The sequence below is a fragment of the Nocardia sp. 852002-20019_SCH5090214 genome, assembly GCF_001665865.1.
GTDB classification, from domain to species: Bacteria; Actinomycetota; Actinomycetes; order Mycobacteriales; family Mycobacteriaceae; genus Nocardia; species Nocardia nova.
Map to the genome: position 1 here is coordinate 1 of NZ_LZMK01000044.1, position 23,068 is coordinate 23,068.

A 23,068-nucleotide genomic window follows, 5' to 3' on the forward strand; every position below is an offset into this window, starting at 1 on the left:
CCCGCCCTGGGCGAAGCGGACTCTATGTAGGGGTCTCCACTCATCCACGGTTAGACGGGGTCGACGAGGTAGGGGCGGGCGCGCGTACCGTGGATGAGCTCTTCGAGGCGGGCGATCGGGGTGTGCCACGTGGAGCGGCTCGGCTGGTTCGAGCGGTTCGGGTAGCTGTTGAGAGCAGCGGCGCGCGAAGGGTTACGCGGGGCGCCCCGTTCATCCGGGACCAGTCATGGCCGTCGAAGACAAAAATCCCCCCGACCACAGGTCGAGGGGATTTCAAAGTGGCCAAGGCCGGGATCGAACCGGCGACCTTCCGCTTTTCAGGCGGACGCTCGTACCAACTGAGCTACCTGGCCGGGGCACCCGAACCGAATGCCGTACAACAAAGCGACCCTGACGGGACTCGAACCCGCGACCTCCGCCGTGACAGGGCGGCGCGCTAACCAACTGCGCCACAGGGCCTTGCATGCTCTCAACGGTGTTGCCACCGTACCCCCTACGGGATTCGAACCCGCGCTACCGCCTTGAAAGGGCGGCGTCCTAGGCCGCTAGACGAAGGGGGCCCGCCGGATCTCTCCGGTCCGTACCTCAACGGCTTCCGTTGGGAGCTCGCATAGCTTATGACAGGCTTTGCGCTATTCCCAAATCGGCTGGTCAGAGGCCCAGATTCAGATCTTCCAGGCGTGCCGAGGCCTTCCAGCCGTGCCGGCGGAACTCCTCGAGCCAATCCTGAGTCGCCATCGCCTCGATGATCACCTCCAGCGCCTCGGTGAACCGGGTGCGCAGATCGACCCCGCCGCCCAGCAGATCGATGATGTAGCGCTGTCCGGCCAGCGCGGCCGCCAGGGTGCGGGTGAACCGGTCCGGGTCGGTGTCCAGGCGCAGTTGCTTGCGGTCGACGGCACGCACCGCGAGCAGTCGCGCCGACCGGCTGACGATCCGGCTGCCGCCCGACCGCGCGTCCTGATAGAACTCGGGTTCGATCACGAGCCGGAACTCCGCCTGGGCGATGATGTCGTTCTCCAGGCGCAGCGCGACCTCGTCGATCATCCCGTGCATGATGTCCAGCGGCTCGAGATCCGTTCTGGCCAGCCACCTTTCGGTGGTCGCCCGATATCGTTCGACGGCAGCGTCCAGCACCGCCCGGGCCAGATCCTCCTTGGAATCGAAATGGAAGTACATCGCGCCCTTGGTCGCGCGCGATCCCTCCAATATGCGATTCAGCGATGCCGCGGCGTAGCCGCTCTTCCCGAATTCAACGGCGGCGGACCTGATGATCGCCGCCCGTGTCCGGCGGGCCCGCTCTTGCTGCCGTGCCATGCTCGAAACGCCTCCGAAGCTGCTTGCCGCCGGAGGAACCGATAGGGGACGGTCCTCGACGAGAAGTTATTAGATTTTCAAATACTTAATTCCGGGCTACCGCCCGGCTTTCAGACTTTTGGTACGAAAATTCGCAGGGATACCTGAAACACACCAGCTGGTATAGTTTCGACGTCCGGGTGCGCCGCAGGGGGTGCGCACCCGGGCGTTTTGCTCGTCTCGGATCCGCCTCCTGCGACGTCGTCTCCTCCGACCTCGCGACCGGCCCGGCCGATCGCGACATGTGCCGGCACAACAACCTTCGGCCGAATCCCAACCGCCGGAAGATCTCCCGGTTTCGCCGGAATTCACCAAGCGATCACCGTACCCCGAATCCCGAGACGACGCGCCACGTACCGAGGAGTCACTTCACCGGAAACCGGGACCGCTCGTGGCAAATGCCCGGTTAGCGCCCGCGTATGCGAATTCCGGCGCGCCCCAGCAATGTTCACCACCACGGCCGGCACCGTCGATACCCGGGACTCATCCCGGCCGCTGCGGTCGGCCACCGGGCGGATCCACCGACACGATCACCTCCCGTACCAAATATGTTGTCACGCACTACGTTTGGACAATGTTTCCACACTTCCGCGCTGAAACAAATTGCTGAGCAAGGAGATTGCCCGAGAATCGGCCGGGTATACGGGAACGCCCCGGCGCTGCCGGGCCGGCCGATCCGCGCACAGGTCCACCGGGCCGGGTCGGGCGGACGTCGCCCGGCGTTCAGGAGGCGCCCCGGGTCCCGCCGGCGGCGATCCCGCTCCCGGCAGTCGCCACTTCGCCCCGGAGGGCCGCGCCACCAGGGCAGATGCCCACCGCCACACCGTCACACGGATACCGGTTACCACTTCCGCGCGCGAAACATTAGACTTGCGGACCGCGCCCCTATAGCTCAGTTGGTAGAGCTACGGACTTTTAATCCGCAGGTCCCAGGTTCGAGCCCTGGTGGGGGCACACCGATGGGCCGGAGCGAGAGTTCCGGCCCATCGTCGTCTCGGGCTCTGTTTCGTGCCGCGACCAGCGGCGCGGGCACCCGGGACCCAGAAATCCGATGCTCGGCTAACGTTCACGACTCCCAGGCGATACACCGTTGGCGCACAGGTCTCCCACCTACACTCGCACCGGTTGGGGCATGTGCCGAACACCCTTATGAGTTCCGTCACCGATGCTGTGAACTCATACAGGTGCGCTTCGCATCACACCTACGGTGCCGTAAGGTATGGGCGGCGGCGGCACGGCCAGCAGGGGGGCGACCAGCAATATCGCAGGACAACACCGAAGGGCGTATGTATGGCAAGGGATCTGACTCAACTCGAGCTGCTGACGGAGTTGGAGCCGGTTGCCGAAGAAAACGTCAACCGGCACCTTTCGATGGCCAAGGAATGGCACCCGCACGACTACGTGCCGTGGGACGAGGGGCGCAACTTCGCCGCGCTGGGCGGCGTCGACTGGGATCCGGAGCAGTCGAAGCTCAGTGAAGTGGCGAAGGCCGCGATGATCACCAACCTCCTCACCGAGGACAACCTGCCCTCCTACCACCGCGAAATCGCCGAGAACTTCTCCCAGGACGGCGCCTGGGGAACCTGGGTCGGTCGCTGGACCGCCGAGGAGAACCGCCACGGCATCGTGATGCGCGACTACCTCGTGGTCACGCGCGGCGTGGACCCGGTGGCGCTGGAACAGGCCCGCATGGTCCACATGACCAACGGCTTCGCCTCCCCTGCCGAGGCCGACGCCGGCTTCCTGCACTCGGTCGCCTATGTGACCTTCCAGGAGCTGGCCACCCGCGTCAGCCACCGCAACACCGGCAAGGTGTGCGACGACGCGATCGCCGACCGCATGCTGCAGCGCGTCGCCGCCGACGAGAACCTGCACATGATCTTCTACCGCAACATGTGCGGTGCGGCGCTGGATCTGGCGCCCGACCAGGCCCTCGACGCGATCACCCTGATCCTCGAGAACTTCCAGATGCCCGGCGCCGGAATGCCGAACTTCCGCCGCAACGGTGTGCTGATGGCCAAGCACGGCATCTACGACCTGCGCCAGCACCTCGAAGAGGTCGTCCAGCCGGTGCTGAAGAAGTGGCGCATCTTCGAGCGCGACGACTTCACCGCGCGCGGCGAGGCGACCCGCGAGCGGCTCGGCCTGTTCCTCGACCAGCTGGGCAAGGACGTCCTGAAGTTCGAGGAGCAGCGCGACCGCATGCTGGCCCGCGAGGCCGCCAAGCGCGAACGCGACCTCACCGCGGCGAGCTGAGCTCGCCCCACGACTACGACCGGGACCGGTGCCGCACGGCACCGGTCCCGTCGCACGCACAGGGCACCCCTGTGATCTCTCGCACTGTCATTCGGATGGGACACTGGAACTCGTGACCGCGGCACTCGACACCAGAACCGGATTGCGAATCGGCCCCTACCCCGTCGATCCGCCGGTGGTGCTCGCCCCGATGGCCGGGATCACCAATGTCGCGTTCCGCAAGCTGTGCCGCGAATTCGGCAGCCGCACCTCGATCTACGTCTGCGAGATGATCACCGCCCGCGCGGTGGTCGAGCGGCACGAGAAGACGCTGCACATGATGGCCTTCGACGAGGACGAACATCCCCGCTCGATGCAGCTCTACGGCGTGGACCCGAAGACGCTCGGCGAGGCGGTGCGCATCATCGTCGGCGAGGGGTGGGCCGACCACATCGATATGAACCTCGGCTGTCCCGTGAAGAAGGTCACCCGGCTCGGCGGGGGTGCGGCGCTGCCCTACAAGCGGCGGCTGTTCGCCGAGATCGTGCGGGAGATGGTCGCGGCGGCCGAACCCGCCGGTGTCCCGGTGACATTCAAATTCCGCATCGGCATCGACGACGACCATCAGACCTATCTCGACACCGGACGCATCGCCGAGGCCGAGGGCGCCGCCGCGGTGTCGCTGCACGCCCGTACCGCCGCGCAGCTGTATTCCGGCACGGCCGACTGGTCGGCCATCGCGCGGCTCAAGGAAGCCGTCACCACGATCCCGGTACTCGGCAACGGCGATATCTTCAGCGCCGCAGACGCACTCGCGATGATCGCCGAAACCGGTTGTGACGGTGTGGTCGTCGGACGCGGCTGCTTGGGCAGACCGTGGCTGTTCGCCGAGCTGAGCGCCGCGCTGCGCGGGGAGCCGATTCCGGAGGGACCGCGACTGGGCCGGGTCGGCGAGATCCTGTACCGGCACGCGACGCTGCTCGTCGACCACGACGGCGAGGACAAGGCCATGCGCGATATCCGCAAACATATGGCCTGGTACTTCATGGGCTTCCCGCTCGGTTCGCAGCTGCGCCGCAGCTTCGCGACCGTGGGCAGCCTGACCCAGTTGCGCGAGCTGATCGACCAGCTGCCGCCGGATGTGCCGTTCCCCACGGATGCGCAGGGACCGCGCGGGCGACAGGGCTCACCCGCGGCGAAGGTGGTGCTGCCGGAGGGCTGGCTCGACGATCCCGAGGATCCCACCGTGCCCGCGGCCGCCGATGTGATGCACAGCGGAGGCTGACGCGCAGATACTCTCCGACCTGCGCCGACAGTGATGGCTGGTTTAGAAGTGGCCAACTGTGGCGTAATCGTTATCATGGCTGGGGCCGATTCGGCCGGATGTGACTGCGCGTGCCGCCACCGGAGTGATGGAATCGACAGCTCCGGTCGCGACGAAGAGTGAAGTGAGGTTCGTTGGTGGGTGACGACGATCGGCGCGGGCGTTCGTCCCGGCCCGGAGGTCGCGCCCCGTGGGAGCGATACCCTGCGCCGGATTCCGACGACGCCCCTCGCAACCGGCGTGCGGACGAACCGCAGACCTCCAAGCCGATCACCGTCCACGACCTCGTTCAGCGGGTCGACAGTGAACGTATCGAGCGTCGCCGCAAGGACGAGGCCGCGGACAAGCGCCGCAAAGCGGGCGAGAGCGGCTCCGGCCGCGGTCGTAACCCGCAGCCGGAGGACGCCGGCCGTCAGGCCGGAAACCGCGGGCGCACAACGGATAACACCGCCCGGCCCGCCACCGGTGCGAACCGGACGGCCGGTCGCGGCAACCCGCGAGCCGCCCAGCCTCCGAACCCGCCCGGCCGGGGCGGCAGCGAACGCCGGGTCGATCCCCGCGACCTCGCCCCCGGCGCCGCGCCACGTCCCGCAGCACCCGGACCCGCAGCACCCGGGCCCACGGCCCGCGGGCAGGCGCCGACCGGCGCATCGGGCGCCATCCCGAACGCACGCGGGCGGACACCGGCCGATGGCAACGCCCCGGGCGGCAAACCCGGCCCCGACCCGCGCACCCGACGGCCGCGCCCCGAGCAGTCGGCCACGCCTGCGGCACCGGGTCGGCGAGGTCCCGATCCGAAGGCCGCGCCGCCGCACCCCGGACCGGCCGACGGGCGTGAACCCGCGGCGGGCCCACGCCCGTCGGCCGCGGCCGCTCCGGTCGTGCCGGGTACCGCCGCCGACCCGCGTCGCGTCGGCGGCGGTACCGACCTGCGCGCGGCATCCAAACCGGGATCGCGACCGGAAGCCGCCGCAACGCGAAGTGGCGCACCGGTTTCCGCCGATGTCCAGGCCACCACGGTCCACCGCGCCCCAGCCGCCGACAGTCCGGTCGATCGGCCGGTCGCCGGTAAGGCGCCCGTCGCCGAGCAGGTGACCGACCAGCTGCCCATGCCCGACGACGAATCCGGCACGGAGGCAGAGGCTTCCGCCGCACCGGAGGCGGTGGGCAAGCCGCCGTTGTCGCGACTGGCGGCGAGCAGGCAGCGCCGGCGGCGGCGCGCTCGGCTCGCGGCCCGGGTGACCACCTCGATGTGTGCGGTACTGGCCCTCGTCATGACCGGTGTCGGCTGGAACTATCTGCGCGCCACCGACAACGGTTTCACCCAGGTGTCGGCGTTGGACGAGAATTCCGCCGACATCGTCGATCCCGGCGGCCAGACCGGTGACGAGAACTTCCTCATCGTCGGCACCGACACCCGCGCCGGCGTGGACAGCCAGCTCGGCGCCGGCACCACCGAGGATGCCGAGGGTTCTCGGTCGGACACGGTGATGCTGGTACACATTCCGGCGGACCGCTCCCGCGTGGTCGCCGTCTCGTTCCCGCGCGACCTCGACGTCAGTCGCCCGGAATGCGAGGGCTGGGACAACGACAAGGCCAAATACACCGACGCGAAATTCCCCTCCGCGATCGGCGACAAGCTCAACGCCACCTATGCCCTGGGTGGTCCGAAATGCCTGACCAAGGTGATCCAGAAGCTGTCCGGTCTGAAGATCAGCCACTTCGTCGGCATCGACTTCAGCGGTTTCCAGTCGATGGTCGACACCATCGGCGGTGTCGAGGTGTGCACCAACCGGCCTCTGGTCGACGAGGAGCTCGGCACGGTGCTGCCGAATCCGGGTCGCCAGATCCTCAACGGCCCGACCGCGCTGGACTACGTCCGCGCTCGCCACGTGCAGGGCGAGGAACGCAGCGACTACGACCGCATCCACCGCCAGCAGCTGTTCCTGTCCTCGCTGCTGCGCAGTGCCCTGTCGTCGAAGGTGCTCTTCGACATCGGCAAACTCAACGGCTTCATCGGCGCGTTCAGCAGCCATGCCTTCATGGACAACGTCAACACCAAGGATCTGCTGATGCTGGGCCGCTCACTGCAGAAGGTGAGCGCGGGCGCGATCACGTTCCTGACGGTGCCGACCGCGGGCACCACCTCCTACGGCAACGAGATCCCCCGCGAATCGGATATCAAGGCGATCTTCCAGGCGATCATCGACGACCAGCCGCTGCCGGGTGAGAAGAAGGCGCCGGAGCCGTCCAAACCCGCTCAGGCCCCGGCCCCGCCGCAGCTGACCGCCGTGGATCCGAGCACGGTGTCGGTGCAGGTCTCCAACGGTTCCGGAGTGACCGGCGTGGCGAATACGGCGGCGACGAAATTCGCGGCCGACGGCTTCCAGATCTACAACGTCGGCAACTATTCCGGCGGCACGATCGACACCACCACCGTCCGCTATTCGGCCGGTCACGAGGCCGAGGCAGCGACGGTCGCCTCGGCGTTGCCCGGCGCGAAGCTGGCCGTGGCCTCGGGTCTGGGCAGCATCGTGGAGGTGGCGCTCGGCGCGGACTTCGCCGGCACCGTCGGCACACCGACCGCGTTCGGATCGCCGGTTCCCGCCCCGGCCGGAGCCACCGATGCCGCCGCGACGCCGGTCACACTCCCCTCCGACCTCGAACACGTCAACGCGGGTGACGACCTCTGCAAGTGAGCCGCGCTCACCTGCGGCGACATCGCCGATCGCACCGGCACCGACGATTCACCCACCGTTCGTGACTTGGTCAGAGCCGGGAACTAGTCTTTGGTTTCATGCGTGTCATCTACAACGAACAAATGGCCGAACTCGCCGATCTTCTGGGCGAGATGGCCGGACTGGCCGGCTCGGCCATGGAGCGGGCGACCCAGTCGCTGCTGCAGGCCGACATCGTGTTGGCCGAACAGGTGATCACCGAGTACGACCGGATCGCCGAGATGATCGCGCAGGCCGAGGAGAAGGCGTTCGCACTGCTGGCGCTGCAGGCGCCGGTGGCCGGTGACCTGCGGCAGGTGGTGAGCGCCATCCAGATCGTCTCCGATGTGAATCGGATGGGTGTGCTGGCGCTGCACGTGGCCAAGGTGGCCCGGCGCCGGCACCCGAACCACGCGCTCCCGGAATCGGTGAACGGCTACTTCGCCGAGATGGGCCGCATCGCGGTGAATATGGGCGCCGCCGCCAAGGAGGTCCTGGAGACGCGCGATCCGGAGCGGGCCGCGCAGCTCAACGAGGACGACGAGGCGATGGACGATCTGCATCGCCACCTGTTCTCCCTGCTGATGGACAGGGAATGGAAGTACGGCGTGGCCGCCGCCGTCGATGTCACGCTGCTGGGCCGCTACTACGAGCGCTTCGCCGACCACGCGGTCGAGATCGGCCGCCGGGTCGTCTTCCTAGTGACAGGTGTGCTGCCGCCCGACCCGGACTCCGAAACCGAGAAGATCTGAACCGGTTCCGCGGAGGTTGCTGCCCGTCCGGAGCACGGACGGGCAGCGAGTTTTCATGTCCGACTGATGGCATCGGCTTTCGCCGGCTCCTCCTCCGAGGTTCGGCCCAGCAGTAGCGACGCGCCGCGCTCGGGCTTCCACGGCAACAGCACCGCGACGAGCACCGCGCAGACCAGCAGGGCCCCGACCGCCGCCCAGGATGCGGCCGTCGAGCCGGCCAGCGCGGCCACCTTCATGGCATGCACCAGATCGGCTTTCGCACCGGCGAAGAACGGGCTGATCGGCGCCTTGACGATTTCCAGCACGCTGATGGGGGTGTCGCGGGCCAGGCTCTTCTGCGTGGGATTCATGATCGCGTCCGGGATCGCGTCGATGCGGGCGCCGACTCGACCGGTGTAGACCGAGGTCATGATCGAGCCGAGGACGGCGACGCCGAGGGTGCCGCCCACCTCGCGGGTGGTGTCGTTGACCGCCGATCCGGCGCCCGCCTCCTCGATCGGCACCGCGCCCATGATGGATTCGGTGGCCGGTCCCTGCACAACGCCGAAGCCGACACCCATCAGGACCATCGAGATCAGAACCGTTCCCAGATAGGGCGTTTCGACGGTCACCCGGCCCGCGAAGAACATGCCGGCGGCCAGCAGGAGCAGGCCGCACACGACGGTGGCGGTGGTGCCGATGCGCTGCGCGGCCAGCGTCGCCACAGGCGCGCCGAAGCCGACCGCGGCCGCGAAAGGCAATGAGTGGATGCCGAATTCGAGCGCGCTCAATTCCTTCACACCCTGGAAGTACTGGGTGATCAGGAACAGGAATCCGAAGGCACAGAAGTAGGAGACGGTGATCGCCAAGGCCGGGATCGAGAAGCGCCGGATCCGGAACAGCCGCATGTTCAGCACCGGTGAGTCCACCCGCAACTCCCAGATCACATACAGCGCAAGCAGAATCAGCGAAACTGCGTAGCCGCCGACGCTGCGTCCGGACAGCCAGCCGTGCTTCGGCGCCTCGATGATCGTCCACACCAGCGTCGTGACCGCCACCAGCGAGAGGCCGATACCGAGCACGTCGAGCCGCCCGCTGTGATCGGCCCGCGATTCCGGGACGACGACGAGCACTGCCGCGATCGTGATCGCGGCGATCGGCACATTGATCCAGAACACGGCGTGCCAGCTGAAGTATTCGAGCAGCCAGCCGCCGGTGACCGGCCCGATCGCCACCGCGATACCGGCCATGGCGGTCCACAGCGCGATGGCCGCGGCCCGGGCGCGTGTCTCCGGGAACAGGTTGATGATCAGGGCCAGCGTCGCCGGGAACACCGCGGCGGCGAAGACGCCCATGCCGGCCCGCGCGGCGATCACCTGGCCGAGGCCCGAGGACATCGCACCGGCGGCCGACATGACGGCCACACCCGCCAGGCCGATGATCATCAGCCTGCGGCGGCCGTAGCGGTCACCGAGATGGCCGAGCGGCAACAGCAGCCCGGCGAAAGCCAAGGTGAACGCGTCCACGATCCACTGCAGCCCGCTCATCCGGGCCTGCAACTGCACCGCCATCGACGGCAGGGCCACATTGACCAGCGTGTTGTCCAGTACGACCAGCAGTTCGGCCAGACAGATCGCGACCAACGCGAAAATCCGCATGCGCGTCGCGATCGGAATCCCCTGCTGGGCTACAGGTCTCGCCGTTGACACCGACATCCCGCCTCCTGACTATAACGATCGGTTTAGTTCAGGAGGAAGGTAACTGTTACCACGAGTGCCAGACAACCGACTACGGTATGAGATGAGCGAGCACACAACTCGGCCGACGATGTGATACGCGACACACACACCTGTGCGCATGAGAAAACCCCGTCCACCAGGGACGGGGTTTCGAAACGCGGAGGGACTCAGCCCGCGATCAGAACGTTCGGAGAACTTTATCCGAAGCGGCCGGAGATGTAGTCCTCGGTCGCCTTCTGGGTGGGGTTGGAGAAGATCCGCTCGGTCTCGTCGATTTCGATGAGCTTGCCGGGCTTGCCCTGGGCTTCCAGGTTGAAGAACGCCGTCTGATCACTCACGCGCGCGGCCTGCTGCATGTTGTGGGTGACGATGACGATCGTGTACTCCTTCTTCAGCTCGGAGATCAGGTCCTCGATCGCGAGTGTGGAGATGGGGTCCAGCGCCGAACACGGCTCGTCCATCAGCAGCACGTCGGGCGAGACCGCGATCGCGCGGGCGATGCACAGACGCTGCTGCTGACCGCCGGACAGGCCACCACCGGGCTTGTCGAGGCGATCCTTCACCTCGTTCCACAGGTTGGCGCCACGCAGCGAGCGCTCGGCGACCTCTTCGAGCTCCTTGCGGTTGCGCACCCCCTGCAGCTTCAGCCCGGCCACCACATTGTCGCGAATCGACATGGTGGGGAACGGGTTCGGCCGCTGGAACACCATGCCGATGGTGCGCCGCACGCCGACCGGGTCGACCGCGGAGCCGTAGATGTCCTCACCGTCGAGCAGCACCGCGCCCTCGACGCGGGCGTTCGGAGTCACCTCGTGCATGCGGTTGAGCGAACGCAGCACCGTCGACTTACCGCAACCGGACGGGCCGATGAAAGCGGTGACGCTGCGCGGCAACACGGTCAGCGACACATCGGATACGGCGTGGAATTTGCCGTAGAAGATGTTGAGATCTTTGACGTCGATCCGCTTGGCCATTGTCGTATTCCGTTCGCTTCTATCGATTCCGCGTGAGCAGTTTGTTGACCACGGCCGCGCCGATGTACAGCAGGGCGATGATCAGGATCAGCGTCAGCGACGCGCCCCACACTCGCATCCGGCCGGCCGCTTCCGGGTTGGCCAGTTCCTGGTAGATCATCAGCGGCAGCGACGCCATATTTCCGTTGAAGATGTTGGAGTTGATCGACTTCGAGTAGCCGACGAGGACCAGCACCGGCGCGGTCTCACCCATGACGCGGGCGACCGCCAGCAACATACCGCTGATCATGCCGGGCAGAGCGGTCGGCACGACGATCCGCAGGATCGTCTTCCATTTCGGGATGCCCAGCGCGTAGGAGGCCTCGCGTAATTCGTCGGGCACGAGTTTGAGCATTTCCTCGGTGCTGCGCACCACCACCGGCAACATCAGCAGCACCAGTGCCAGCGACACCGCGAAGGCCGACTGCGGGAAACCGAAGGTGGCGATCCACAGCGCGAAGACGAAGAGCGCGGCCACGATCGAGGGCACACCGGCGAGGATGTCGACCATGAAGGTGGTCGTCTTCGCCAGCCAGCCGCGGCCGTATTCGACCAGATACACGGCGGCCATGATGCCCAGCGGCACCGCGATCACCGCGGCCACCGCCGATTGCACGATCGTCCCGTAGATCGCGTGGTACACACCGCCCGCGAACTGGTCGGGCAGCACGCCCTTCTGCGACTTGGACCACCAGCCACTGCTGACGATCGCGTGGAAACCCTTGCTCAGCACCAGGATCAGCACCCAGCCCAGCGGGACCAGCGCGATGCCGAAGCACAGCCACATGACCGAGGTGGCGAGGTTGTTGCGGACCTTGCGGCCCATGCTCACGTGGCGGAACGTGGGCGCCTTGATCGGCTTGTCCAATGTGGTGGTCATCACCCGTTCACCTTCCCGCCGGCGGCGATCCGAGCCAGGGCATTGACGACGAAGGTCAACGCGAACAGTACGAAGCCCGCCGCGATATAGGCGCCGGTCGGCAACGCCTGGCTGAATTCCGAAGCGGCCGAGGCGATCTTGGAGGCGAAGGTGTAGCCACCGTCGAACAGCGACCAGTGGCCGGCCGAGGCGGCGGTGCGCAGCACGATCAGCACCGCGATGGTTTCACCCAGCGCGCGGCCGAGCCCCAGCATGGAACCGGCGATGACACCGCTGCGGCCGTACGGCAGCACGGTCATCCGCACGACCTCCCACTTGGTGGCGCCCAGGGCCTGTGCGGCCTCGATGTGCGCGCGGGGAGTCAGGTGGAAGACCTCGCGGCTGACCGAGGTGATGATCGGCAGGATCATCACCGCGAGCACGACACCGGCGGTGAAGATCGTGCCACCGCCGCTGATGGAGACGTTGCCTTCCTTGAACAGGAAGAACCAGCCCAATTTGTCGTTGAGGAATTGTTCGAAGGGCGCCAGCTTCTCGGCCAGCACCAGGAAACCCCACAGACCGAACACGATCGAAGGCACCGCCGCGAGCAGATCGACCAGCATCGCGAACGGACGCGAGAGGACCTTCGGCGCGTACTGCGTCAGGAACAACGCGATACCGACGCCGAGCGGCACGGCGATCAGCAATGCCAGCAGCGAACTCAGCACCGTGACCATGAACAGGTCGCGGATGCCGAAGTGCATGTTGTCGGCATTGGTGACGTTGAACTCGGCACTGGTGAAGAAGTTCGCCTTGTTCGCCGCTACCGACGGCACCGCGCGAATCAGCAGAAACAGCGCGATGAGCGCGATCGCCGCGACGATCGTCGCCCCGGCGGCCGTGGCCAGGGAACGGAAAACGGTCTCCCCCCGGCGGCTGTGGCCGCCGGCGATGCGACCGGCCGGCTTGTTGCTCGACTCACTCGGCATGGAGGAAGTATCTCCCGGCGGGACTTCGTTGCCCGTCCGCGGGCCGGTCGAATCCGACTGGCCCGCGGCGGTGACTTCGTCGTGGACGGTCATCAGGGTTTCGCAATCAGGAGATGGCGTTGATCGCGGTGGTCAGCTTGGTCTTGAACGCATCCGGGATCGGCACGTAGCCGGAGTCCTCGAGTCCGTTCTGACCGTTGGTGATCGCCGAGGTCAGGAACGCCTTGACGGCTTTGCCGGTGTCGGCGTCGGCGTACTTCGAGCACACGATCTCGTAGGTGGCCAGCATGATCGGGTAGGCGCCCGGATCGGTCGGCTTGTAGAACGAGTTGGTGTCGATGATCAGGTCGTTGCCCTGACCGACGATCTTCGCGGCGGCGATGGCCTTACCGGCCGACTCGGTGTTGAGCGCCACCGGCTTCACGGCGGCATCGGTGATGATCTGCGCGGTGGACAGGTTCTGCGACCGCGCGAAGGACCACTCGTTGTACGTGATGGAGCCCTTGGTGCTCTTGATGGCGGCCGAGGTGCCCTCGTTGCCCTTCGCACCCTCGCCGACACCGCCGGCGAACGCCTTGCCCGCGCCCTTGCCCCACGCGCCGTTGGAGGCGGCGTCCAGGTAGCGCTGGAAGTTGTCGGTGGTGCCCGACTCGTCACTGCGGAAGATCACGTGGATCTCGTCCGACGGCAGGTTCACGCCCTGGTTCAGGCCCTTGATCGCCGGGTCGTCCCACTTGGTGATGGTGCCGTTGAAGATCTTCGCCGCCGTCGGGCCGTCGAGGGTCAGGTTGGTGACACCGTCGAGGTTGTAGGTGATGGCGATCGGACCGAAGACCGTCGGCAGGTTCCAAGCCGGTGCGCCACAACGGTCGGCGGCCTTCTTCGGCTCGTCCTTCTTCGGGTCCAGAGCGGAGTCCGAACCACCGAAATCGGTCTGGCCGCCGACGAACTCGTTCACGCCGGCGCCGGAGCCGCTGGAGGTGTAGTCCAGCTTGGCGCCGTCGCAGTTCTGCTCGTAGGCGGCGATGAAGCGGTCCATCGCGTTCTTCTGAGCGGAGGATCCGCTGGCCTTGAGAGCCTTCTTGCCACCGCAGGCCACATCGACCTTGGTGGTGTTACCGGTCGCGGCCGAGTTGTCGTCGCTACCACAGGCAGTCAGTGTCAGAGTGCCGGCAGCCGCCAGCACACCGAGGAGAGCGCCGCTGCGCTTGAAATTCACCTGTTCCTCCGGGAAACGCTTCGTACACGCCCGATCCCTCAACGACCGGACGGGTCCTGTGGGTGGCCGTTCGCAGAGAACTTGCGCACCGAGCAGCGAATGCCGCCCACGATCAAAGTAGATTCGTCCGGTTGACAGTGGGACCTGGGCAAGTGAACGCAGGGTGAACAACCCGGCGCGATTGCGGTTCGGACCTGTGAGATTTGCCGCAGTGTTACTGCGAGGGTATCAACGCGCGGTGTAGGCGACGTCGATATGGGCCGTCTCGAACCCGAGACGAGTATAGGTGTGCACGGCCGCGGTGTTGTCGGCCTCGGTGTAGAGGATCACCGCGCCGAGTCCCCGGTCGCGCAGGTAGTGCAGGCCCGCGAGGGTCAGCACGCGTCCCAGTCCGCGGCCCTGCGCGGCCGGGTCGATGGCCACCACGTAGACCTCGCCGACCGCGTCCGAGGTCTCGTCCGGCTCGTGCACCTTGGTCCAGTGAAAGCCCAGGATATGGCTGGGATCCGCGGGATCGGCGGCGATGAACAGGCCCTTCGGGTCGAACCAGGCCGCCGCCCGCCGGACCGCGATCTCGGCCTCGGTCCAGCCGCCCTGTTCGGGATGCCAGTGGAAGGCGGCGCTGTTGACCCGCAGGATCTCCGCGTCGTCGGCGGGCCCGGCATAGGTCCGCAGCACGATGTCGGCAGGCACCTCCAGCTCGGGTAGCTCGACGGTTGCCTGATCGCCCTCCGGAGCCTGTGTCAGGGGCCGCCGCATCTGCCACAACTCGCGTGCGATCGTCAGCCCGAGCCGGCCGGCGACCGCCCGCGCCGGCGCCAGATTGCCGTGCGCCCAGATCCGGGCACCCGGACCACCCGCTTGCAGGGCCGCCGCGACGAGCGTCGCGCCGATACCGCGCCCGCGCGCCCGCGGATCCACCACGGCCTCGGCCATCGCCGGGTGATCACCGTGTGCCGGAACGAGATTCGCGTACGCGACGAGTTCGCCGTCACGCTCGACGACCAGATGCCGCGTCCGGCCGGTCGGCGCATCGGCGTCGGCATCGTCGTGCGCGGGCGACGCGGATGCCGTCACCGAGAGCACCGCTTGTTCGGAGATCGGCGCGACCGCGTCGGCGGCACCCGCGCGTTCCACCAGCTCCACGATCTGCGCCGCGGTCGCTGGGGCCAATTCGGTGGTCCAGTCCGGCACCTGCACGCTCACACCCATCCCTCGCTCATTCGTTCACGTCCGCCGGCAACCGGCACTTGCGGCAATCGGCCCCTCCCAGAACGTGCTCGGCTACCGCCCTGATTCCCGCCCGCGGCGGCCGGCTACCCCAGCGGCCGGTTTCGTTTCGGCGCAACCGTTTTCGCGGGCCGATCGTCCGTGCCGCGGCCAACCGCAGCGGCATCCCGCTCGTCCATCGCACCCCGGCCCGCTCAGGCCCGTCACCGATCTCAGGACGAGCTGCCGTTGACCTGCGTCAACTGCGAGTCGTCGGCGCCGTCGTCGCCCTCGTCCGGGAGGCCGGCCGGCTGCTCGCTGCCCTTGTTGTTGGCCGAGCGCGCCGGGCGAACCGCCTTGTAACCGACGTTGCGGACGGTGCCGATCAGGGATTCGTACTCACTGCCGAGTTTGGCTCGCAGCCGCCGCACGTGCACGTCGACCGTGCGGGTGCCGCCGAAGAAGTCGTAACCCCAGACCTCCTGCAGCAACTGGGCGCGGGTGAAGACCCGGCCGGCGTGCTGGGCGAGATATTTCAGCAGCTCGAATTCCTTGTAGGTCAGATCGAGTGGGCGGCCGCGCAACCGCGCGGTGTAGGTGCCCTCGTCGATGACCAGTTCGCCGAGTGTGATCTTGCCGGTGTTCTCCGGGCTGGCCGCGCCGCCGTTGCGGGCGACCAGCAGGCGCAGCCGGGCATCGAGTTCGGCCGGACCGGTTCCCGGCAGCAGGATGTCGTCCAGTCCCCAATCGGCATTGACCGCGACCAGACCGCCCTCGGTCAGCACCGCCACCACCGGCACCGAGGAGCCGGTGCTGCCGAGCAGCCTGCACAGTCCGCGCGCGGCGGCCAGATCGGTGCGGGCATCGACCAGAGCCACATCCGCGGTACCCGCCTCGAGCAGTGATGCCACCTCGGTGGGCGCGGGCCGCACATTGTGCGGGAGCAGCGCCAAGGACGGCAGCACGGCTTCCGGGTTCGGATCGGAGGTCAGCAGGAGCAGCTCCACCGGCTCTCCTCCCAATCTGGCATGTCCGCGGGCAACCTCGACGTCAATCGCGAATCCATGCGCGTCGGCACAGGTAATTCGTGCCTACATTAGCGCGTGCGCGGCGCCGATCATGTATTGCGCACTCCGCCGCACCCGCGCGGAGAACAGCGGTGATGGCCGCCGCCGCGCCCACGCCCGCGCGCCCGCGTGGTCCGGGCAGATATCTTCGTACCGGGTAGCCTCTCCTCGAGACGCCCACGCCTCGTACCCCTCCGCGCGCGACCGCAGTGTTCCGCGCGCACGGACGGCCTGAACTCGGAGCATGTGGATGAGAAAACTGATCGTCGGACTGCTGCTGGTGGTCGCGATCGCCGTAGTGGTCGATTTCACTGCGGCGGCCTACTCGGAGTACCGGGTATCGCGGTCGCTGCGGGCCGGCGGTGAACTCAGCGCCGATCCCGAAGTGACCATTCACGGCTTCCCGTTCCTGGCCCAGACCGCGCGCGGCGACTACCGCAACCTCGAGATCCGGGCGCGCGCCAACCGTCCCGACATTCCCGGCGAGATCCTCGTCGAAGCCACCCTGAACGGTGTCCACCTGTCGATGCACGATCTGGTGGACAACGACATGCGCTCGGTGATGGTCGACCAGGTGGCAGGCCGGATGCGGATCGAACCGGTCGAGCTGGGGCGCCTGTTCAACATTCCGGACCTCGAGGTGGTCACCCGCCCGGCCGACAAATCCGACGGCACCGGGGGTTCCGGCGGGTCGGGCATGACCACCCAGGGCGCCCTGGTCCTCACCGGCACCATCCAGCTCGGCCCGGAGACCCGCAGTACCGACCGGGTGAGCGTGAAGGCCGATCTGTTCCTCGACGGAGATCAGATCAAACTGGTCGCCACCGACCTTTATCACGGCGGCGTCGATACCACCGCGCCCACCACCACCGCCGCGGAACTGGGTCCCGACCTGGACAAGGCCGCGGTACTGGCCCGCTTCACCCGCACCATCGACACCAAGGATCTGCCGTTCGGGGTGCCCCCGAAGAAGGTGCAGGCCATCGGCGGCAATATCGTGGTAGAGGGGGAAGGGGAGAATATTCGCATTGATATGGACAGGTTTGCCCGACCATGATTGAACTCACGATTCTGGCCGTCGTCCTGCTGGCCGGGGTGGCCGCGGGTATTGCCCTGCGCTACCGCGAGGGCCGCGTCCGGACGGCCAAGACCACCGAGATCGCGGGTTCGCGTACCGAACTGCTCAGCGCCGTCGGTGTCACCGAGGCGGTGCCGACCGTCCTGCACTTCTCCGCCGAATGGTGCGGTCCGTGCGCAGCGGTCCGGCGGGTGGTGGCCGGGGTCGTCGCCGATCTGGCCGATACCGTGCAGCCGCCCCGCGACGTCGAGGTCGATATCGACGCCGAGGCGGACCTGGCGCGCGAGCTCAATGTCCTGTCGCTGCCCACCACGTTCGTCTTCGACGCCCACGGGCGCGAGCGGTTCCGGATCTCGGGTGTGCCCAAGGCCACCGACCTGCGTAGCGCACTGGCTCCGCTGACGGTTCCCGAGGCGGCCTGAACTTCCTGCTCACAAGGGCTTTTCGGCCGTTGCTCGAACTGTCCCCCACGCCGTCTACGCGCCCGGCGCCCGCCCGTGTTTCGTACCCCGGGTCCAATTCCCTCCCGAAACCGGGTAAACTGCTTGGCGTGCAAACCCGCCGAGAGCTGATGCTCACCCGACGCCGCACAGTTGATCTGTGCCGCCTCGGCGGTTGTTGCTGCCTGTGCATGTAGCCGGTCGGCCTTTCGTATCCCCTGCCGCCGACCGGTTTCTCCACCGCGTGTGAGATCTCGTCGATCCCCCGGTGATCCGACCTATCTGACGGATAACCCGCAACCGGATAAGCCAGATAAGCCTTCTTCAGCGCAGGAGTTCCCGTGCCCCAGAACACCAACTCACCCACCGGTCAGGTGGACGTCCGCGGACCGCGGTTCGCGGCGTGGATCACCACCGGTGTCCTCGTGCTGGTCCTGATCGTCTCCGCCTTCTCGACCGCCGCCGCCGCGGTGCTGATCGCCCTGCAAGCGATCGTGTTCGCCCTCGGCGCGCTGTACGGTCCGCGGCGCAGCCCCTACGGCTGGGTCTTCGCCACCTTCGCCGCGCCGCGCATCGGCCCGGCGACCGAAACCGAGCCGGTGCCGCCGCTGCGGTTCGCACAGCTGGTCGGTTTCGTCTTCGCGATCGTCGGTTTCATCGGCTTCGCGGCCGGGGCCGGCGTGGTGGGCGCGATCTTCACCGCCTTCGCACTGTTCGCGGCGTTCCTCAACGCGGCGTTCGGAATCTGCTTGGGCTGCAAGATCTATCCGCTCACCCAGCGGCTCGGCGCGCGCACCCCGGTCACGACGAGCAACTCGGCGAACTGACCGCCCCCACGAACCACAACTCATCTCTCCACATACCCCGGCAAGTCACATCGAAAGGAACAACATGGCTCGCTCCGATGTCCTGGTCTCCGCAGACTGGGTCGAAGAGAACCTCAACACCCCCGGCGTCGTGATCGTCGAGGTCGACGAGGACACCTCCGCCTACGACACGGGCCACATCGAGGGTGCCGTCAAGATCGACTGGAAGAAGGATCTGCAGGATCCGGTTCGGCGTGACTTCGTCAACCGGGAGCAGTTCTCGGATCTGCTGTCGGCCCGCGGTATCGGCAACGACGACACCGTCGTTCTCTACGGTGGCAACAACAATTGGTTCGCGGCCTACGCGTACTGGTACTTCAAGCTCTACGGCCACCAGAACGTGAAGCTGCTCGACGGCGGCCGCAAGAAGTGGGAGCTCGACGCCCGCCCGCTGTCGACCGATGCGGTGACCCGTCCGGCGACGACCTACAAGGCCTCCGAGCAGGACCTGTCGATCCGCGCCTTCCGCGACGACGCCATCCAGGCGATCGGCGTCAAGAACCTCGTCGACGTGCGTTCGCCCGACGAGTTCTCCGGCAAGATTCTCGCTCCCGCGCACCTGCCGCAGGAGCAGAGCCAGCGTCCCGGCCACATCCCCGGCGCCATCAACGTGCCGTGGAGCAAGGCCGCGAACGAGGACGGCACCTTCAAGTCCGACGAGGAACTGGCTTCCATCTACAAGGAAGCGGGCCTCGACGGCGAGAAGGAGACCATCGCCTACTGCCGCATCGGTGAGCGCTCGTCGCACACCTGGTTCGTGCTGCAGGAGCTGCTGGGCCACAAGAACGTCAAGAACTACGACGGGAGCTGGACCGAATACGGCTCCCTCGTCGGTGCACCGATCGAGTTGGGAGCGTAAATAGATATGTGTGCAGCACCTACCCAGGGTCAGGCCCTTCCGGCCAACGTCGACACCGAGAAGGAGACCGTCCTCACCGGACGCGTCCTCGATGCGGACGGTAACCCGGTAGGCGGCGCCTTCGTCCGCCTGCTGGACTCGAGCGACGAGTTCACCGCCGAGGTCGTGGCCTCCGGCACCGGTGATTTCCGCTTCTTCGCCGCGCCCGGCACCTGGACCATCCGGGCCCTGTCGTCGGCCGGCAACGGATCGGCCAAGGTCAGCCCCGAAGGGGCGGGCGTCCACAACATCGACGTGAGCGTCGCCAAGTAACACCGACGCCGAGCGTCGACGGCACGCGCCGAAAACTGCGCTCATCGCACGCGAACGGCCCCGGGATTCGTTTTCCCGGGGCCGTTTTCGTCTTCGCCGAGCGGGTCGTTAAACTCCGATATGTGGTCTTAACCTTCGAGATTCTGCTGGTCATCTGCTCCGTGCTGATCGCCTGGTTCGGGCTGTACGTCCTCTACCGGCTCTTCACCGAGTCGTGACCGATTCGGCGAGCGAGAACGTCGAAAACGCAGCGACCAACGGACACGCCTCACAGGCGCATGCCGAGGGGCGCGAGAGCGATGACGCGGCTCGCCGCAGTCCAGATGACGCGGCTCGCCGCAGTGACAATGACGCGGCTCGCCGCAGTGGCGACGAGGCGGTAGCCGAGGCTGCCGAGCGCGCAAAATCCACCGGCGGCCGCAACATTCCGCAGCTGCCGGGTCTGCCGCTGCCCGAGGACACCGCGAATCTGCGACTGGGTCCCGATCTGAGTGCCTCCATGCTCGCGCTGCTGCCCCTGGTGGGCGTCTGGCGCGGTGAGGGCGAGGGCAACGATCCCGAGCGCGGCGGCGACTACCACTTCGGCCAGCAGATCATCGTCTCCCACGACGGTGGCGACTATCTGTCCTGGGATTCTCGTTCCTGGGTCATCGACGCCGAAGGCAACTACTCCGGCCCCGATCTGCGCGAGAGCGGCTTCTGGCGGGTCGGCATCGACGGCGACGACGAGGTCATCGAACTCCTGCTGACCCACAGCTCCGGCATCGTCGAACTCTTCTACGGCCAGGCCCTCACCCAGTCGTCCTGGGAACTGGCCACCGACGTCGTGATCCGCAGCCAGTCCGGCGCGGTGGTCGGCGGCGCCAAACGCCTCTACGGCATCGTCGAAGGCGGCGACCTCGGCTATGTCGAGGAACGAGTGGAAGCCGACGGCGCCCTGAAACCCCGCCTCTCCGCTCGCCTTCAGCGCTACATCGGCTGAGCCGAGCCCGGGCAACGTCGGCCCTGATCTCAGGCGGAAAGAGCACGGCCCCCGAGCCGTACCGCGGAGATCTGATCTCTCGCGGTCCCGGTCGGACAAACCGGGGGCTCGGGGGCCGGGTGACTGCCTTGGATTAGTTCAGCGCTCGCGCGGGGACCGAATCCACTGCAGCGGGCCGCGGTACGGGGACCGCGGCTGTGGCGCTCAACCGGCAGCCACCTCACGCGTCCTCTGAATATCCATTCTTCGAACCACCTCCTTTCCCGTGTACAGACGAAAATACCGGCCGCGGCCGAGGAGCTGCAACGGATTTTTCGCAGAGCCGAATTCCGGTGCCGACCTGGGTTTTCGCCGGGTCAGGCGGCGACGCGGCGAGTGATCGATATCTCGCCGCCGGGTGCGACCGCGACCACGGTGTCGGCGCGGTGATCGGGGGGCAGCTGGTGGGTCACGACGACCACCGTGCGATCCGGGTCGACGAGACCGCTGGTTTCGTCGAGCAGTGCGCGCAGCAGGTCGGCGCCCGCCGCCGCCTCCATATGTTCGGTGGGTTCGTCCAGGAGCAGGGTGTCGGCGGGGGCGACGAGAGCGCGCGCCAGCAGCAGACGCCGGCGCTGCCCGCCCGAGAGTGCGGCCGCGCCTCCGACCAGATCCGTTTCCAGTCCCTCCGGCAGAGTATCGAGCCACGGCCCGGAACCGACCGCGCGCAGGGCGCTTTCGGCCACCGCGTCGGTCACGTCGCCGCGGGCCACCCGGAGGTTCTCCACGACCGAGGTGCCGAATACGTGGGCGTCCTCGGCGAAGAAGGTGCGCCCGGGGCGCGGGGTGTCGAACAGTCCGGCCCAGCTCATCAGCAGCGTGGTCTTGCCCGCCCCGCTCGGGCCCACCACGGCGATCCGGCGGCCCGGCGGAAGGTCGGGCAAGGCGTGGATCAGGCGGGCACGCAGGTCGCCGCTGTCGGCCGGCACGACACGGTCGCCCGGATCGCCGGCCCGCGACGGCGGCTCGACCGGGTCGAGGGCACGGATGCGGCGCAGGGCGGCGCGGCCCTTGGTGAGGGCCTGCGCCGCGGCGGGCAGCCCCCCCACGGCCTCGAATGCCGACAACGGCAGCAGCACCAGGATCGCGAAGGCCATCGGGCTGATCCCACCGGCCGGCGCGGGCTGCAACGGCTCGGCCGGCGCGCCGAAGCCGTTGCCGTACAACACGATTCCGATCAGCAGGGCGCCCAGAACGCTGGCCCCGATCGACAGCGGAGTCGCCGCGGCCGCCCACGCGCTGCGCGAGGCCGCCCGGTCCTCGGCACGCACCGCGCGCTCGGCGGCCGTCGCGGCGGCCGTCATCGCCGTGTCGAGCCGACCGGCGACCCGCAGTTCGGGAGCGTGATCGAGCACCGTCACGGCCGCGGCCCGGAATTCGGCACGATCGGATTGCACCGCCAGTTCGGCGTCGCGCGCCGCGCGCGCGGACAGCCAGGGCGCGAACCCGCCGGAGACCAGCAGAGCCACGGCCAGAATCACCCCGGCAGGCACGGAAATGGTGGCGAGCAGGGCTACCGCGGCGAGCGAGAGCAGGATCGCGACCGCGATGGGGACGACCGCGCGCACGATCACGGCGCCCAGGTCATCGATATCCGCGCCGATCCGGGTGAGCAGATCACCCCGGCGCAGCAGCGCGGTCTCCCGCCCGGCGCCGCGTTCCGTCGAACCGGTGACGTCGCCCTCGGACCGGCCGTAGCGTCGCAGAGACCGGATGTCGGTGCGCGCCAACGCCGTATACACCGCCGTGCGGGCCGTCGTCATGGCGCGCAGCGCGACGTCGTGGGTCGCCAACCGCTCGATATAGCGGAACAGTCCGCGCGAGATGCCCAGTGCCCGGACGGCGACCACCGCGACGCTCAGGTCCAGCACCGGCGGCATCTGCCATGCCCGTGCGATCAACCACGCCGCCAGCGCCGCCAACCCCAGCCCACTGCCGAGAGCGACGGTTCCCCAGCAGATCGATACGACCACGCGCCACGGCGAGATCTCCGAAACCCGCCGCAGCTCCCGCAGTTCGGCCCACAGGGAT

19 protein-coding genes and 4 tRNA genes are annotated in these 23,068 nt (G+C 67.6%); 11 read left to right on the forward strand and 12 right to left on the reverse strand.

Features of this window, described 5'->3' with window-relative positions; translation table 11 throughout:
- Positions 1-279: 279 nt before the first annotated feature.
- The 4 genes from A5780_RS04785 to A5780_RS04800 all read right to left on the reverse strand — a co-directional run bounded on the left by A5780_RS04785 (position 280) and on the right by A5780_RS04800 (position 1,317).
- A tRNA-Phe gene (locus tag A5780_RS04785) sits at positions 280-353 on the reverse strand.
- Between the two features lie 32 nt (positions 354-385).
- Positions 386-459 (reverse strand) — tRNA-Asp (locus tag A5780_RS04790).
- 28 nt (positions 460-487) lie between these two features.
- A tRNA-Glu gene (locus tag A5780_RS04795) sits at positions 488-560 on the reverse strand.
- A gap of 91 nt (positions 561-651) precedes the next feature.
- Positions 652-1,317, reverse strand: a complete 666-nt coding sequence (locus A5780_RS04800) for a TetR/AcrR family transcriptional regulator (RefSeq protein WP_063017027.1) — start codon at positions 1,315-1,317, stop codon at positions 652-654.
- Between the two features lie 920 nt (positions 1,318-2,237).
- Between A5780_RS04800 and A5780_RS04805 the strand changes: the two genes are divergently transcribed.
- The 5 genes from A5780_RS04805 to phoU all read left to right on the forward strand — a co-directional run bounded on the left by A5780_RS04805 (position 2,238) and on the right by phoU (position 8,384).
- Positions 2,238-2,310 (forward strand) — tRNA-Lys (locus tag A5780_RS04805).
- 336 nt (positions 2,311-2,646) lie between these two features.
- Positions 2,647-3,612 carry an acyl-ACP desaturase gene (locus A5780_RS04810; RefSeq protein WP_063017025.1) on the forward strand — a complete coding sequence of 322 codons (966 nt, stop codon included), beginning with the start codon at positions 2,647-2,649 and terminating at the stop codon, positions 3,610-3,612.
- A gap of 142 nt (positions 3,613-3,754) precedes the next feature.
- The gene (gene dusB / locus A5780_RS04815; protein ID WP_197516698.1) at positions 3,755-4,876 is read left to right on the forward strand and encodes a tRNA dihydrouridine synthase DusB; all 1,122 of its coding nucleotides are present in this window, start codon (positions 3,755-3,757) and stop codon (positions 4,874-4,876) included.
- Positions 4,877-5,052: 176 nt separating this feature from the next.
- Positions 5,053-7,614, forward strand: coding sequence for an LCP family protein (locus tag A5780_RS04820; protein WP_064907823.1), 2,562 nt, complete (start codon positions 5,053-5,055; stop codon positions 7,612-7,614).
- Between the two features lie 98 nt (positions 7,615-7,712).
- Entirely contained in the window at positions 7,713-8,384 is a 672-nt protein-coding gene (gene phoU / locus A5780_RS04825; protein WP_063018103.1) for a phosphate signaling complex protein PhoU, read from the forward strand.
- Positions 8,385-8,437: 53 nt separating this feature from the next.
- On the opposite strand, the gene A5780_RS04830 is transcribed toward phoU, so the two are convergent.
- The 7 genes from A5780_RS04830 to A5780_RS04860 all read right to left on the reverse strand — a co-directional run bounded on the left by A5780_RS04830 (position 8,438) and on the right by A5780_RS04860 (position 16,401).
- A complete protein-coding gene (locus A5780_RS04830; protein ID WP_231982855.1) occupies positions 8,438-10,021 on the reverse strand; it encodes an MFS transporter in 1,584 nt (527 codons plus the stop codon).
- A 278-nt stretch (positions 10,022-10,299) separates the two neighbouring features.
- The gene (gene pstB / locus A5780_RS04835) at positions 10,300-11,076 is read right to left on the reverse strand and encodes a phosphate ABC transporter ATP-binding protein PstB (protein WP_063018102.1); all 777 of its coding nucleotides are present in this window, start codon (positions 11,074-11,076) and stop codon (positions 10,300-10,302) included.
- Positions 11,077-11,095: 19 nt separating this feature from the next.
- Positions 11,096-11,995: a phosphate ABC transporter permease PstA gene (gene pstA / locus A5780_RS04840; protein ID WP_063018100.1), complete on the reverse strand. Its 900-nt coding sequence runs from the start codon at positions 11,993-11,995 to the stop codon at positions 11,096-11,098.
- Positions 11,995-12,966 (reverse strand): phosphate ABC transporter permease subunit PstC, encoded by a 972-nt coding sequence (gene pstC / locus A5780_RS04845; RefSeq protein WP_030517450.1) that lies wholly within the window; start codon positions 12,964-12,966, stop codon positions 11,995-11,997. The genes pstA and pstC overlap by 1 nt, the downstream gene beginning before the upstream one ends.
- Before the next feature lie 106 nt (positions 12,967-13,072).
- Positions 13,073-14,185, reverse strand: coding sequence for a phosphate ABC transporter substrate-binding protein PstS (pstS, locus tag A5780_RS04850; RefSeq protein ID WP_063018098.1), 1,113 nt, complete (start codon positions 14,183-14,185; stop codon positions 13,073-13,075).
- A 228-nt stretch (positions 14,186-14,413) separates the two neighbouring features.
- Complete coding sequence (gene mshD, locus A5780_RS04855) at positions 14,414-15,391, reverse strand: mycothiol synthase (protein WP_369829508.1); 978 nt, start codon at positions 15,389-15,391, stop codon at positions 14,414-14,416.
- Between the two features lie 236 nt (positions 15,392-15,627).
- The gene (locus A5780_RS04860) at positions 15,628-16,401 is read right to left on the reverse strand and encodes a response regulator transcription factor (protein WP_063018093.1); all 774 of its coding nucleotides are present in this window, start codon (positions 16,399-16,401) and stop codon (positions 15,628-15,630) included.
- Positions 16,402-16,711: 310 nt separating this feature from the next.
- Between A5780_RS04860 and A5780_RS04865 the strand changes: the two genes are divergently transcribed.
- From A5780_RS04865 to A5780_RS04890, 6 genes are all read left to right on the forward strand, one after another.
- Positions 16,712-17,518, forward strand: coding sequence for an LmeA family phospholipid-binding protein (locus A5780_RS04865; protein ID WP_030517446.1), 807 nt, complete (start codon positions 16,712-16,714; stop codon positions 17,516-17,518).
- Entirely contained in the window at positions 17,515-17,961 is a 447-nt protein-coding gene (locus A5780_RS04870; RefSeq protein WP_063018091.1) for a thioredoxin family protein, read from the forward strand. Before A5780_RS04865 ends, A5780_RS04870 begins: the two co-directional genes overlap by 4 nt.
- Positions 17,962-18,320: 359 nt before the next feature.
- The gene (locus A5780_RS04875; RefSeq protein WP_063018089.1) at positions 18,321-18,806 is read left to right on the forward strand and encodes a DUF4395 domain-containing protein; all 486 of its coding nucleotides are present in this window, start codon (positions 18,321-18,323) and stop codon (positions 18,804-18,806) included.
- A 64-nt stretch (positions 18,807-18,870) separates the two neighbouring features.
- Positions 18,871-19,704 (forward strand): sulfurtransferase, encoded by an 834-nt coding sequence (locus A5780_RS04880; protein ID WP_063018087.1) that lies wholly within the window; start codon positions 18,871-18,873, stop codon positions 19,702-19,704.
- Between the two features lie 6 nt (positions 19,705-19,710).
- Complete coding sequence (locus A5780_RS04885) at positions 19,711-20,016, forward strand: DUF1416 domain-containing protein (protein WP_063018085.1); 306 nt, start codon at positions 19,711-19,713, stop codon at positions 20,014-20,016.
- A 214-nt stretch (positions 20,017-20,230) separates the two neighbouring features.
- Positions 20,231-20,998, forward strand: a complete 768-nt coding sequence (locus tag A5780_RS04890; RefSeq protein ID WP_064907827.1) for an FABP family protein — start codon at positions 20,231-20,233, stop codon at positions 20,996-20,998.
- Positions 20,999-21,354: 356 nt separating this feature from the next.
- Here A5780_RS04890 and cydC read toward each other — a convergent pair whose 3' ends face one another.
- Positions 21,355-23,064, reverse strand: coding sequence for a thiol reductant ABC exporter subunit CydC (gene cydC / locus A5780_RS04895; RefSeq protein WP_064907848.1), 1,710 nt, complete (start codon positions 23,062-23,064; stop codon positions 21,355-21,357).
- Positions 23,065-23,068: the final 4 nt, after the last annotated feature.